This is a genomic window from Alteromonas sp. S015, from assembly GCF_036864485.1.
Lineage (GTDB): Bacteria > Pseudomonadota > Gammaproteobacteria > Enterobacterales > Alteromonadaceae > Alteromonas.
The window spans coordinates 65,326-78,892 of record NZ_JAZETO010000009.1 but is presented as its reverse complement, the minus strand read 5'-3'; the positions used below and the strand labels follow the sequence as shown (position 1 = coordinate 78,892).

General features: G+C 42.6%; 15 protein-coding genes. 14 read left to right on the top strand and 1 reads right to left on the bottom strand.

Translation table 11 applies throughout. From position 1 onward, the window contains the following. The first annotated feature begins 3 nt into the window (after nucleotides 1-3). Nucleotides 4-903: a flagellar hook-associated protein FlgL gene (gene flgL / locus V7R42_RS16650; RefSeq protein ID WP_334021388.1), complete on the top strand. Its 900-nt coding sequence runs from the start codon at nucleotides 4-6 to the stop codon at nucleotides 901-903. A 16-nt stretch (nucleotides 904-919) separates the two neighbouring features. Continuing rightward, entirely contained in the window at nucleotides 920-1,933 is a 1,014-nt protein-coding gene (locus V7R42_RS16645; protein WP_334021386.1) for a hypothetical protein, read from the top strand. Nucleotides 1,934-2,020: 87 nt separating this feature from the next. Here the strand turns inward: V7R42_RS16645 and fliB are convergent, their stop codons facing one another. After that, complete coding sequence (gene fliB / locus V7R42_RS16640; protein WP_334021384.1) at nucleotides 2,021-3,226, bottom strand: flagellin lysine-N-methylase; 1,206 nt, start codon at nucleotides 3,224-3,226, stop codon at nucleotides 2,021-2,023. A gap of 423 nt (nucleotides 3,227-3,649) precedes the next feature. On the opposite strand from fliB, the gene V7R42_RS16635 reads away from it, so the two are divergent. The 12 genes from V7R42_RS16635 (at nucleotide 3,650) to V7R42_RS16580 (ending at nucleotide 13,561) form a co-directional block, all read left to right on the top strand. Next, nucleotides 3,650-4,483, top strand: a complete 834-nt coding sequence (locus V7R42_RS16635) for a flagellin N-terminal helical domain-containing protein (protein WP_334021383.1) — start codon at nucleotides 3,650-3,652, stop codon at nucleotides 4,481-4,483. Nucleotides 4,484-4,644: 161 nt separating this feature from the next. Then, nucleotides 4,645-5,499: a flagellin N-terminal helical domain-containing protein gene (locus V7R42_RS16630; RefSeq protein WP_334021382.1), complete on the top strand. Its 855-nt coding sequence runs from the start codon at nucleotides 4,645-4,647 to the stop codon at nucleotides 5,497-5,499. Nucleotides 5,500-5,601: 102 nt separating this feature from the next. Further along, nucleotides 5,602-6,894: a flagellar filament capping protein FliD gene (gene fliD, locus V7R42_RS16625; RefSeq protein WP_334021381.1), complete on the top strand. Its 1,293-nt coding sequence runs from the start codon at nucleotides 5,602-5,604 to the stop codon at nucleotides 6,892-6,894. A gap of 39 nt (nucleotides 6,895-6,933) precedes the next feature. Next, nucleotides 6,934-7,320, top strand: coding sequence for a flagellar export chaperone FliS (gene fliS, locus V7R42_RS16620; RefSeq protein ID WP_334021380.1), 387 nt, complete (start codon nucleotides 6,934-6,936; stop codon nucleotides 7,318-7,320). A 230-nt stretch (nucleotides 7,321-7,550) separates the two neighbouring features. Next, entirely contained in the window at nucleotides 7,551-7,853 is a 303-nt protein-coding gene (locus V7R42_RS16615) for a hypothetical protein (RefSeq protein WP_334021379.1), read from the top strand. After that, nucleotides 7,850-9,217: a flagellar hook-length control protein FliK gene (locus V7R42_RS16610; protein WP_334021377.1), complete on the top strand. Its 1,368-nt coding sequence runs from the start codon at nucleotides 7,850-7,852 to the stop codon at nucleotides 9,215-9,217. The genes V7R42_RS16615 and V7R42_RS16610 overlap by 4 nt, the downstream gene beginning before the upstream one ends. 17 nt (nucleotides 9,218-9,234) lie before the next feature. Then, on the top strand, nucleotides 9,235-9,675 hold the full coding sequence (locus V7R42_RS16605; RefSeq protein ID WP_334021374.1) for a flagellar basal body-associated FliL family protein: 441 nt from the start codon (nucleotides 9,235-9,237) through the stop codon (nucleotides 9,673-9,675). An 11-nt stretch (nucleotides 9,676-9,686) separates the two neighbouring features. Beyond that, complete coding sequence (locus V7R42_RS16600; protein WP_334021372.1) at nucleotides 9,687-10,388, top strand: FliA/WhiG family RNA polymerase sigma factor; 702 nt, start codon at nucleotides 9,687-9,689, stop codon at nucleotides 10,386-10,388. Nucleotides 10,389-10,407: 19 nt separating this feature from the next. Next, nucleotides 10,408-11,268 (top strand): flagellar motor stator protein MotA, encoded by an 861-nt coding sequence (motA, locus tag V7R42_RS16595; protein WP_334021370.1) that lies wholly within the window; start codon nucleotides 10,408-10,410, stop codon nucleotides 11,266-11,268. Beyond that, complete coding sequence (locus V7R42_RS16590) at nucleotides 11,268-12,269, top strand: flagellar motor protein MotB (protein WP_334021368.1); 1,002 nt, start codon at nucleotides 11,268-11,270, stop codon at nucleotides 12,267-12,269. The genes motA and V7R42_RS16590 overlap by 1 nt, the downstream gene beginning before the upstream one ends. Then, on the top strand, nucleotides 12,266-12,664 hold the full coding sequence (locus V7R42_RS16585) for a PilZ domain-containing protein (RefSeq protein WP_334021365.1): 399 nt from the start codon (nucleotides 12,266-12,268) through the stop codon (nucleotides 12,662-12,664). Before V7R42_RS16590 ends, V7R42_RS16585 begins: the two co-directional genes overlap by 4 nt. 15 nt (nucleotides 12,665-12,679) lie before the next feature. After that, nucleotides 12,680-13,561 carry a FliM/FliN family flagellar motor switch protein gene (locus V7R42_RS16580; protein ID WP_334021362.1) on the top strand — a complete coding sequence of 294 codons (882 nt, stop codon included), beginning with the start codon at nucleotides 12,680-12,682 and terminating at the stop codon, nucleotides 13,559-13,561. The last annotated feature ends 6 nt before the right edge of the window (nucleotides 13,562-13,567 follow it).

The following is a 13,567-nucleotide window of genomic DNA, read 5'->3' as shown; positions in this document are numbered from 1 at the left end:
GTCATGAGGGTTAGTTCTGACTTTTTTCACCAAACGACAATAAGAAATATTCAACGAAGTTCAGTCGAATACAGTGATTTGTCTGTACAAATGGCGTCGGGCAAACGTATACAGCGCCCTTCCGATGATCCTCTGGGGAAAGTGTCTTTAATGACGCTTGAGTCGCAATTACGTGATTTAGAACAGTACGAGCGAAATATTGAAAGTGTAAATTTTGAGCTATCACAACAGGAATCTCAGCTTACAGGTATTATGGACCAACTTTTTTCTGTACAAGGGTTAGTCATTCAAGCTGCTGATGGTTCTTCAGGCCCTTCGGAAATTCAGGCATATGCTCAAGAATTATCCGCGCTTGAGAGTAATATTGTTAGTTTTTTAAATTCCCGTGACGGAAGCGGTCATGCTTATTTTGGCGGCAGTGAACTTGATACTGAACCGTTTCTTCTCGATACGGCAACCAATACGTATTTGTACCAAGGTGATAACCATGTTCGACAGGTTTCCGTGGCTAACAACGCGTTCGCGCCAAGTAATATTACCGGTCAGTCTTTAGATCCTGGTGCCACGTTTCTCAATGCTATGCGCCAGTATGTAACGGATATCAGTGACCCTGCGACAACCAATGTAGATGTGCTGTCACAAAATATGATTGCTGTCATAAGTGACTTTTCTGCGAAAGTGAACCAAGGGTTGACCGAGATTGGAAGTACGATGTCTTCTTTGGAAACATTAGACAAATCAAATCGGGATATCAGAGAGTTTACTCAAGGGCTGAGCGATGATATCAACGCGGTAGACTACCCAGAAGCATATATTAAGGTCAATGAAACACTTGCGTCTTATGAATCAACAATGCGTGTATATTCTTCGGTAACAGAGTTATCATTGTTCTCACTTATTTAAATAAAAGAATCAAACCATGCAAGTTACCAGTTCAGTTGACCGTATAGTTACTTCTGCTCAAGTTGTTGCAACTGAGTCGGCTGAGCGAGCGCTCTCTGTAGAAAATGATCTTACTGGCAATAATAGCCAATCTAGAGATCTTGAACGGAGTAATCAGTTTCAAATACTCAGTGATTGGGCGCTCAGTGCAGAGTTAAATCGCAGGGTTGCAATGACGGAGCATACTGAGCAAGCCATACGCCGTATTTATGCGCAAATAGAAAGTATTCGTAGGGAGCTATCACAAGCTACAAACTCAAATGTATCCAGTGAACAGACCTCATCAATCGCCAGAGAGGTATGGGAGATTGAAAGTACGCTTGCGTCATCGGGGCTTAGCAGCCAACTTAGCTTGGCGTCAAACAGTGTCCACACTGCAAAATTGAGTGAACAAATTGATCTATTATCACAGCGTAGTCAAGGTGAGAGATTACAAGTGCTGTTAGGTCGTTCAGGCCGAGCTGTGAACCTACTTATACCGCCTGGGCAGGATGCAGACACGACGTTTTCTGCATTAGAATCAGCTTTTCATCGTCATGGTGTCTCTCTCGGAAGAGAAACTAACGGGCAACTTACATTTAGTGTTCCTCAAGAGCATAGCCAGATACTTCGCGAACCTTGGTCGTTTTTAGGAAGTGGTATTCGCGTGGCAGCGGGTAATCCGGTAAGCATTGAGTTAGCGCCACAGCAAAGCGAAATGCGTCAACTATTGGAAAGCGTTGGTAACAATGTCGCCAGAGAGCATTATATTAATGAACTTGAGGCCCGCCAGCAAAGGTTACGGGCAACATTAGCTGAGCTGAGAAATGAGAGAACTGTTTTACTCGAACAGCTTAAAAAGTTAGAAATGGATACGGTGGATACAGGAACTGCCGTTGCGATAGCTCGAGTTTTAAGGGCGCAAATGTCTTCTGGAGCAGCTAGTCAAATGCCACTTATTATGGCTCAGTCAGGTATTCATGCCGGTCTCGTTCGCTATGGTTTAGGGTAACATTCAGTACAATAAAAAAAGCAGGCCACTGAAGCCTGCTTTTTTATTGCCCATGCTAAAGTGCGTACTCTAGTGGGTAACTATTGTTTAGAATTTTGACAAAAGTAGAGGTGCTACATCTACGGAGACTTCAAGACCATCAAATAACTCCAGCAGTACCTTTTGCAACGTCGTACTGTGAGTAGTGATACTGGTATAGGTGTACACAATATCTACGATATCTTGGTCGCATAAGGCCTCCTTCGCAAGCGCTACACTTGCCATTAACCCTCTGAAATACGTAAAGTCTGCCACTAACTGCAGGTAAGCTTGCTTGTGTGTGTAGTTATCTAGCCCTAATGGGAAATCACGCTCGTACAAAAGGTAGATCAAAAGGTTTACTAATATTTGAGGCTTTTGTTCTAGGTAAGGTACACATATTTCGGTCCATGCATTTCTTATATTTTCATGTAGCTCTTTAAGCGTACCGTCTTCATTGTTATCTATATTAGGTATGGACAGTTCGATTAGGTCTACAATTTTTTGCTTACCCCGACCATGAGGTTGATTTAATGATAGCTGCCTCAAACAACTCAGGTACATAGTTAGAAATTTACCGTGAAATTGTGGTGTAACATCAACGTTATTCAACTGTTCTCTGCACTGGCCATTAGCTGCCAGTGTCTTTATGCTTGTTGAGTAATCAAGAATATGGTTGATTTGATCTAGCGATTCAATGTTCTCTGATTGAGGAAGCTTTTCCACGATCAATCCTATGGCGAATAGCTTTTCGTCGATGGAGAGTTGGTCACTGGCCGCTATTTCAATCATGTCATAGTGGATACGGTTGAACCAAACAGGGCGCTTTAGCCCTTGAATATCAGTCGCAGGTTCCGAACGAAAGTTCATCGCTGAAGGGTTGAATAAGACCTGTCGTACCGCTTCTGGGCAGCTTAAGGTCAAGCTCATTTTTAACGAACTATCGGAAGTTTTGGATAGCCGTGGATAGGTTCTGCACACCTCCGACAGGTGTTTCTCGCCAAGTTCAATATGAATGTTACAGAGCTTTTCCTCGTTTAATGCTGGACATGCACCCTTGCTGTCTAGCTTTATTCGAGCCCAATCTTGCGTACTTGTTCGCTGTAAAGCTATATCTTTATCGGCAATTTTTTTTACTATCGTATTTTTAGATTTTTTATATGTTTTATACGTTTTTTTGTCGATGCTTACTTTCCAACCTGTGCAGCAACTGGCTTCGCACTGTGGACCAATACACTGAAATTTGGAAAAAAACTCGGGGATTAGCTTATTCATATCTACTCCTGAAACTTATGAATGTTTTTAGCATGACTCGTGCCACTTATTTTTTTCAATAAAATCAAATGCTTTGTTTGTTTGTCTGCGATTTTTAGATTGAGTGAGGAAAGAAGGCTTCCGCCTCTTAATGTTTCGAGTGTCGTACTTTATAGCTGTTACTTATATCAACAACGAGTGGTAAAGGTTAAAGACGTTCATTAATAAAAGTGCGCTTGGTGAAGGAATTCGTGTCGTAGATACTCTGTTCAAGGGAGGTGAGGAAGAGAAGATGTCTATAAAGACGATATGATTGAGGGCTTGATTTTTGGGGATCTTGATAGAAAAAGGTGAAAAAGACAAAAATATCTATAAAAAAATTAAAGAAAAAATATCTCAGTGGCGCTTTGTCTATTTGAATCACAAAAACAGGAAGACAATACAATGCCTTTATCAATTCAAACAAACTTAGCGTCAATCGGTATTCAAAACCAGCTTTCTAGCAGCAATAGTAGCCTAAACACAGCATTAGAGCGTCTTGGCTCGGGCTTACGCATTAACTCAGCGGCAGACGATGCAGCAGGTTTGCAAATTGCTAACCGTCTTACCGCCCAAGTACGTGGTCAAGAAGCGGCACGTTATAACATCGGTAACGCAACATCGATGCTACAAACTGCTGAGGGAGCAATGGACGAAATGACGAACATTGCGTACCGTATGCGTGAACTTGCTACTCAAGGTGCCAACGGAACGAACAGTGCATCTGAATATACAGCACTAAATGCTGAGTTTGGTGCGCTCGTTTCAGAGCTAGACAACATCATGAAAAATACGAGCTACGGTTCTGGTACCAAGCTTCTTGAAGGTGGTAAGTTTGCTGCAGCGGTTGATTTCCAAATTGGTACAAGTGCTGCTGAAAAACTTAGTGTAAACATTGGTACTGAAATCACTGCTGTTACAACAGCAATTGGTACGCCTGGAGATTTAGCGGACCAAGCTAACTCGGTAGCAGCCATGGCAACGGTAGATGGTTTGATCAATTCACTAGGTTCAGCGCGTGCTGCCATCGGTTCTTCTGTTAACCGTTTAGAGCATACTTACACTAACCTTGGCAACATGATTGAGAATACACAAGCTTCTGTATCTCAAATTATGGACGCTGATTTCGCGACAGAAACGTCAAACATGACGCGTCAACAGTTGCTATTGAACTCAGGTATCTCAGTACTACAGAGCTCAAATCAAACCACTCAAATGATTGGTCAGTTACTACGCTAATTGCTACTCGTTCACCAAGAGCCTGGCTCTTGGTGAACACCGTTTCTTATTCGTTCTATTTAGCTTTGCTCTCTTATCTTCATTTATTTTATAAATAATTAAAGTTTTTCGTTGATAACGACGCTTTGTCTAAATACAACGGAAAATCAGGATAACGAATTATGGCTTTATCAATTCAAACTAACCTAGCTTCTCTTGGTATTCAAAACCAATTATCTAGCAGTAACAATAGTCTTAATACTGCACTAGAGCGCCTTGGCTCTGGTCTTCGAATCAACTCAGCAGCAGATGATGCAGCAGGTCTACAAATCGCGAATCGCTTAACGGCTCAAGTACGTGGTCAAGAAGCTGCCCGTTATAACATTGGTAACGCGACCTCAATGTTACAAACGGCTGAAGGTGCGATGGAAGAAATGACAAACATCGCCTACCGCATGCGAGAGCTTGCAACTCAAGGTGCGAACGGCACGAACAGTGCGTCAGAATACACCGCACTTAATTCGGAGTTCCAAGCGTTGGGTGCTGAGTTAAGCAACATTATGACCAACACAAGCTACGGTTCTGGTACTACCTTATTGGAAGGCGGAACATTTGGAACGGGTAAAGTAACATTCCAAATCGGTACTGCGGCAGCCGAAAAGCTAGAGGTTGATGTTCAAGCGCAGGTGAAAACGATTAACGATAACGTTAAGTTGACAGCGGGTGTAACTGCTGCGGGCGACCTTTCAGATCAAACTAAATCGGTTGCAGCGATGGCGACCGTTGATACTGTTATTAATGCGCTTGGTGCTGCACGTGCCTCGTTCGGTTCAAGTATTAATCGTCTAGAGCATACGTATGCAAACCTTGGGAACATGATTGAGAATACGCAAAGCTCAGTATCTCAGATTATGGACGCAGATTTTGCCACCGAAACGTCAAATATGACGAGACAGCAACTGCTTCTCAACTCTGGAATTTCGGTGCTACAGAGTTCGAATCAGACTACTCAAATGATTGGCCAACTTTTACGCTAATAACTCGTTGCTTCGAGAAGTTTTTCTCGAGGCAGCATTTTTTTATGTTTGGTTTCTTCGAATATAAAAAAGTGCTTTTCGTCAACGAATGTGGAATACATCATGGCATATTATGAACAAATCAACCCAAGCCAACTTGCATCACAGTTCACGCAACTCGATCGTCAGAGTCGCGAGGCCACGTTAAACGCAAGGGAAACTCAAATACAAAGAGAGCTTTCTGCTATTAGCGGCCTTAAAACTGATATGCAAGACTTGCTTAGTATTCTAGAAGAGTTCTCAGGTATCGATGGCAACATTATTCGTCCTAAAGCAACATCGGCAAACGAGTCTGTGCTGTCTGTCTCGACAGATGCAAAGGCCCAACCTGCAAATTATACATTGCGTGTAAACCAACTGGCGGTGGCACATCAGGTGGCTATTCCAATGACAAATGTGACATTACCTACTGATGGCGAAATGGTTATCTCCACTCCTGATGGAAATATTGCTGTAGATCTTGCCAGTCTACCTGCCTCTGCCTCACTTCGAGATCTGGCTAGTGCAATAAATGACTCAGCCTCTAACACAAGTGTTAACGTTAGCGTAATCAATTCAGGCTCGTCGCAACATCTGGTAATAACAGGGAAAGAAACCGGTGCTGCTTCACAGTTTACAGTTGCTTTTAATCCCGCATCTGATCCCTCTGGCGCGACATTTGAAAATGATATTCTTGCAGCGAATGTAATGAGTGTGGGTCAAGATGCTATCGTTAGTATTGGTAACGACCCTGCAACTGCAATTCAAGTTACTTCTGCTTCCAATACCTTAGAAAACGTCATTGAAGGTGTATCACTGGAATTGCATGCTACATCTACCGACTCCATTAATTTGGCTGTTACCGATGATACTGAAAGCGTTCAAGCGTCTCTGCAAGACTTTGTAGACGGATATAACGAAATTGTAGATCGTATCTCGTCTGAAGATGGAGCGTTGTACCGAGATGGCGCGTCTAGACAGGTTGTCTCTCAGTTAAGAAGTTTAATTTCTAGTCAATATGAGGGGCAGTCGCTTTACAGTATTGGTATTGAGTTTGATCGCGATGGACACCTTACTATAGATGCTAACCGCTTAAACAAAGCGTTAGAAGACTCACCCACTCTGGTTAACGACGTGCTATCGGGAGAGAATGGTCTTTTCCAGGCAATGGATACTCGATTAACCGAATACACAAATAGCACTGGCCTTCTAGTTGACCGAACTAACTCGTTGCAAGATCGCTTAGAACTGGTAAACAATCAACAAGAACGGTTCAGTGCATTAATGGACCTTAGATATGAAAGGTACCTATCAGAATTCACAGCATTACAAAGAACAATGGCGCAAATGGAAACGTCAATGACGCAGTTTAGCTAAGCCCATGTTTTACAATGTTACACATTTAGGAAAATATATATGTTAGATACATCTGGTTATGATGCCTATCAGACAACTTCTGTAAATGCCAAAGCCGCAGGCGCTAATGTTCATCAACTCGTGCTGATGCTTTTTCAAGGGTTTCTTGAAGAGCTTCAGCGAGCCGAGGGTCATATTGAACAAAAACGGTTTGACAAAAAAGCGGCAAGCATAGAAAAGCTTCTTAAAATATTGGGAGGCTTAGAAGCTTCACTAGACCCAGAAAACAATGAAGACGTAGTAAAAAATATGCGAGGTCTATATCAGTTTAGCGGTCAAGCGCTGATGCGAGCTAATTTACATAATGATGCAAGTGAATTGATAGCAGTAAAAAAAGTAATGACCGATTTAAAAGAAGGGTGGGAAGGAATTCTTCAAAACCAGTGATTTAACGAAACGGCCAACATGCAGAGCCAGCTTAATTGCTGGCTTTTTTGTACCTTTCTCGTAGCGTGACTATTCGCACACCCAATACTGGTTTTTACGCTTCCTTCACGCGGAAGTTGGCCTTCCCACTTTAGGTGATGATTTTATATAAATACTTTTAAAACAATGGTTTATAAAATGGCTTAATGTTTGCATTTCATTGTCAACACGTATTGATTTCTTAAGACTGCATGAATAAGGCTATAAACGAAATTGGTGAATTGCTTACGCAAATTCAACATGCTGCTGAACAGGGAGATTGGCCTCAAGTAAGGAAGCTTGATAGGACAATCGTTGCACATTTCAATTCAATTAAAGAGCAGTGCACCGAGCAGCAAGCAGACACGTTAGCTAAGCATATTAAGAAAAACTATAACGTGGCACTCGCAACGTTGAATAGTCAATTGAAAAGTGTGCAATCTTCCTTAGCTAAGTTGGGGCAATCTAAAGAAGGGATGGTCGCATATTCTGGTACACAGGAACTCATGCCATGAATACAAATACCGCACTGCCAAACTTTACTGCGAATACACTTAGTCCATCAAAAGGTGAACAACAGTCTTCTGCCTTAGTTTCGGCCAACTTCTCTGAGCTTCCTCAAGAAGGAGACGCTTCACAGTGGGAAGAGGCGGTTTCTGGTGTTAACCTCATTGAGCAGCCAGAAGTCTTAGAAACGACAGACACATTTTTTCTTAAAGATGGAGTTGTTGGTGTCACGCCTATAGATGAGCCAATCATGTCAAATTTGTTACGTTCGCAAACGCAAATGACTCATGATCAGAGTGCAGCTATTACGCGTGATCTCATGGTGACTGATACAGAACATTCTGCTTCTTCAGCAGTGGTTGAAAAAGCAAGTTCTACACTTGTTTCTTTCCAAGAAGAAAGCTTAATTCCTTCTTCCGCTCCTTTGTACGATGAACAACCCGTTTCTTCTTTAATGGAGAGCAATTTGCTGTCTGGCAAAAATCAGGAAAAGGGAGCCAGACGAAACGATACGTCTTTAATGGCCTCTGCGTTACTTTCTACTGCAGAATCTCAGCAACTTCACGATACTGCTTCAAGCCGTGCCATTGCGTCTACAACAGGTGTATTGACAAGCGCCTCGCACGAGATGGGTTCGAATGCAGACCAGGCGTTGATTGGTCAACTTCATAGCTCAGTATTAGCCAAACATGTTCAAAATGCCGGTGTTGCTGCTAGTACCGTTAAACAAGAAAACCCAATCATGCAAGCGAAAGCCCTTGTAGAAAAGGGAAAACAACCGGAGTCTTTTGATTTTGCTACCCGTGCTCTAAACGTAAAGGCACAAACATTGGCAAGCTATCAAGAACCCCATTCACCATCCTCCGTCGCATCGCAGATAGATGAGTCAACATTGGGTTCACAATTCTCGCCGCAACACCTTTCGGGTAAATCAGCAAGCCATTGGTTTACAGCGAAACTCGATACGAGCTACCAGCAATGGGGGCAGGATTTAGTATTGTTGCTGCGTGACAAAGTAAATTTGCAGTTGGGTCAAAATGTAAATCGGGCGGAAATACGATTAGACCCTCCTCAACTAGGTGCAATTGATATGACAATTGAGGTTGATGGTGAATTCACTCGGGTGCAATTGTCTGCAGCCAATCCGCAAATTAGAGATGCAATGTTGCAAAACCTAGAACAGTTGCGACAACAGCTTTCGCAAAGCAATCAAGGCGGAGGTTTAGAGGTTGACGTTAGAGATAGTCATGATCAGCGAGAACAGCAAAACCAAAGAAGCAGAGAGCAATCAATAATTAACAATATTACTGAAGAAAAAGCGGACGAACGTGCCCCCCAATTTGTTGGTTCTTGGCTAAATCGAACACTATAAAAATAAACGAGTAAATAATGAAAAAAAGTACTTTATTAATCATCATTGGCATCGCTGTCGCTCTCTTGGCCGGTGGCGGTTTTTACTATTATTCAACGCCCAAGAATGTCATTACCCCTGTAAAAGAAGAGCCCAAAGTATTCCCTTCATTTTTGCCGCTTAAACGCTTTGTAATAAGTCTTCAAGGCAAGCACAGCTCTCGGTACTTGGTCATGGAAGTCTCGCTAATGACACATAACCAAGCAGGGTTAGAAAGGCTACAACAAGCGTCTCCGCTTATGCAGAATGTGTTAGTTAAGCATTTTTCTAATCTCACTGTCGAGCAAGCAAAACAGAAAGTTGCTGATTTAGAGCTATTACAACAACAGTTGATGGAGAACTTTAATGATGTGCTTACTCAACATAGCTTTGGTCAAAATGTACAGCAAGTCATCATTACCAACGTATTTGTTCAGTAGGATTTAACGAAATGTTAGCGAAAGAAGCATGGCCTACACATTGTGAAATGAAAGGACAAATGAATGAGTCGCAAGCATTGAATGATTATGCTTATTTAGTTAAGCGTGCCGCAGCTCATTTGCGCAGTATGCTGGGCATCATCGTTGATCAAGATGATATTCAACAGGTCGGCTTAATTGGATTGCTAAATGCTATTCGTCGATACGGAAAGGCCATTGATGAGTACTTCGAAGCTTATGCGTTCAAATGTATTCGAGGAGCAATGCTTGATGAGTTTCGACGCACTGACTGGCGCCCTAGACAGTTGCGAACAGACGCGCACAAACTTCGTGATGCTGAAAGAGCCTTAACAAAGCAGTTAGGAAAATTGCCCACTGAAGAGCAGCTATGTCAGCATCTAGAGATTGATAAGACCGAGCTTACTGAATTGCGATATGTCTTACAGGCTGAGTCTATAGAAAGTCTGTCTACGATTCTCGATGAACACGGAGATAGCATTTTCGCTGCGAATGAAAAAGACAACGAAATGGCGCTTTCAATTCAACAAGGTCTGGATAGCTTGCAAGAGCGCCAACGCTTGGTTTTACATTTGTACTACCAACACGATTTAAACATGAAAGAAATAGCTTTAGTTTTGGGGCTAACAGAATCGCGTGTATGTCAGCTACATAAAGTTGCCATTGATCGCCTTGTAATTAAACTCACCACTTAACGCATTTGAGGTCAAATTAATGCAAAAAATACTTGGAATAATTGTCGTCCTTGGCGCAGTAGTCGGTGGATTTATCATCGCTGGTGGTAATGTTGCTACCTTATGGCAACCTTCGGAGTTTATTGTTATTTTTGGCGCTGCGTTAGGCGCTGTCGTTATTGGCGCAAGTAAACAGACGCTGCTGGATATCAAACAGCAAATAGTACGTTTGTTTAAATCGTCGGAATCAGAAGAAACAGCGAATAAAGAGCTCCTTATACTTATGTATCAGCTTGTTGAGTTAGCTAAAGGGCGCGGTGTTAAAGCATTAGATGACCATATAGAAAATCCTGAAACCAGCTCTATTTTTCTTTCATTCCCTACCGTCGAATCGAATCCAAAACTCGTGTCATTTATTTGTGACAACATGCGATTACTTAGTATGGGTAAAGTGACAGCCCACGATTTTGATTATCTTCTTGATCAAGAGGTGAATGCACTGGCAACAGAGAAGCTAAAAGCCTCTGAAATTGTGGCTAATACCGCCGATGCGATGCCGGGCTTCGGTATTTTAGCAGCAGTGGGTGGCATCGTAATCACCATGCAGCATCTAGATGGGCCGATGAGTGAAATAGGTTATCACGTTGCTGCTGCACTTGTTGGTACGTTTATTGGTATTTTCGCATGCTATTGTCTTTTTGGACCACTTGCACAAGGCATGGAGACCCAGGTTAAAAAGGATATTGGTCAACTGGAGGTGTGCAAGGCCATTATGGTTGCTTACGCAAACGGACACGCCGCACTAGTCGCCACCGATTCGGGCAGACGTCTTCTCAAGGAAACTGCCAAACCTTCCTTTACTGAGATGGAACAGTGGATTAACTCCCAAGAGGCGGCTTAGTGAAAACGAACCAAGTAGTTGTAATTCGCCAGTCAAAATTCTCTAATTCGAAAAAGAAAAGTAGCGGGGCTTGGAAAATAGCTTTCGCGGACTTTACGCTGGCTATGATGGCATTTTTCATGGTTATGTGGATCTTGGAAGTGTCGAATGAGAAGGAACGTGAAGAGATTGCGACTTATATGAGAGAACGCAAAATTTTTGCTGAGCCCATCGCACCATTTGAACCTGAAAATAGCCCATTTCCCGTTGATCTCGGTGGTACGCCGAGTGCAGTACCTCTTGAGGCCAAGTTCGCCGAAATAAGTGCTACTGCAAACGAAATAGCGGGTATGTCTCAGCATTTGAATATTCCTTCAGGTGATGAGGCACCTCAAGCAGGCAAAGGAGAAGCGCTCAATTCCGTTATTGATGGCGATTTTGATACACCTTCGAACATGAGTTTACTAACGACCGTAGTCGAAAATATGGTGGCTGAAGAAGGTGCAGCGGCGCATATTGAAGTTGATTCACTGGAATCCGGGCTTCGAGTCGTTATTAAGGATACAATCCATAGTTCGGTTTTTGAAAGAGGGCAAACTAACCTTACCCCCTTTTTTGAAGATTTGATGATTGAACTAGGCGGCCTGCTGGCAAACATCAAAAACGGAATTGTTATATCGGGGCATACCGACGGTACCTATTTCAGAGCAGAGGACTACAGCAACTGGGAGTTGTCTGGTGATAGGGCTCAGATCGCCCGTAAGGCCTTGGAAATTGGCGGGATGCCTGGCCAGAATGTAGTACTAGTGAATGCCTATGGCTCAACCCGCCCAATTAACGTCGAAAACCGCAATGCGAGCGAGAACAGGCGTATTGAACTTCTAATTTTAACTGATGAAGCCAGCCAACAACTCTCTGATATGTTTTCCTACGCAAATCCTAATAGCGCGTTAAATAAAGCGGCCAATAAAGCGAGACAAAATGAGCCTAGCTTTATTAGTAACGTCGGAGAAACACAATGACATTCGAAGAAGAAGCTAAACGACAATTTGAACGTTTACACTTAGATGTCTCGGGTGAAGCTGAGGAAATTCAAAGCCAGGGCCTACCAATAAGCGTACATCGAGCTGGTTTATTTGGACGTCTGCTTTGCTGTGGTGTTTTAAAAGATATTAGTGAGGGTGGAGCGGGCATATTAATTCCTCGCGTTGATAAGCTCGACGGAAAGTTGGTTCTTAGGTTCGCAGGTAAGTTGAAGTTAGATGTGGCCGTTCGCTATCGTCGTCGAATTTCAGACCGATTAGAATTCGTGGGTGTACAGTGGGATGGCCTGAACGGACGCCAAATATCTAAGGTTATGAAAATAATTGAAAAAAATAGACATAACACGCTATTCGATGTAAATAGCACTGGTTAAATTAAGAAGTAATCTATGAAACGTAATCATTATAAGTCTATTATTCGAGATCCAGAGGTCCTCGCTTCAGCTACCGAAGCGCACCTTTCCCATCAGCAAAAAAGTAAAGTCAAAGCAGCGAAAATAGCGGACACGAAAATTGACAAAATAACGCGTGCATTTGAGTCTAGTTTAAGTCGTATTCTAAATGACAACGAGATTCTCGTTGACGTCAACCTGTGCTCAGGGACGGGAATAGAGGAATGGTACACAGACAAAACGAAACTAAGAGTCAAATGTGATATGGAGGGAAGCGTTGCTTCTAGTGGCTATATCGCGGTGGACTATGTGAGCGTTTTTCAACTAGCGACTATTTCGTTTGGAGGCAAGAATTCAAACAGTGATGGTGACGAGCATACATCGTTATCTGCTTCAGAAAAGCGCGTTGGTTTACGTTTCGCAATGGCTCAACTATCTGCAGTTCAAAAATTACTTAGCCCGTCATCTTCCTGTATGCCGGTTGAAGAAGTGAATACTGTCGAAGATCAAAACAACTTTGAGCATCTTGTTTTTAAAGTTCGTGCTTCTTTAGGCAGTACGGCGATTAATTGGTACACATGGCTTCCAGTTAACCTATTTGTCGAAGAACCAGAGCAACAAGCTAGTTCTAAAGCTACCTTGCTAATGGGGGAAAACGACTGGAAAAAACTCCCTGTCAAATGTGATATTGAGCTGGCAAAGCGTAAGTCGAGCGTCAGCGAACTAAAGCGTTTTCTATCTGGCAAGCTTATACCAATAGAGTTGAAGGAAACGGTATCTTTATCGTTAGGTAAGCAAGTATTTTTCGAAGGAAAAGTACTAGAAAACGATGACAGTTTACATTTTAAAATCGAAAAAAATCGTATGAATAACAAGTAAGAGAAC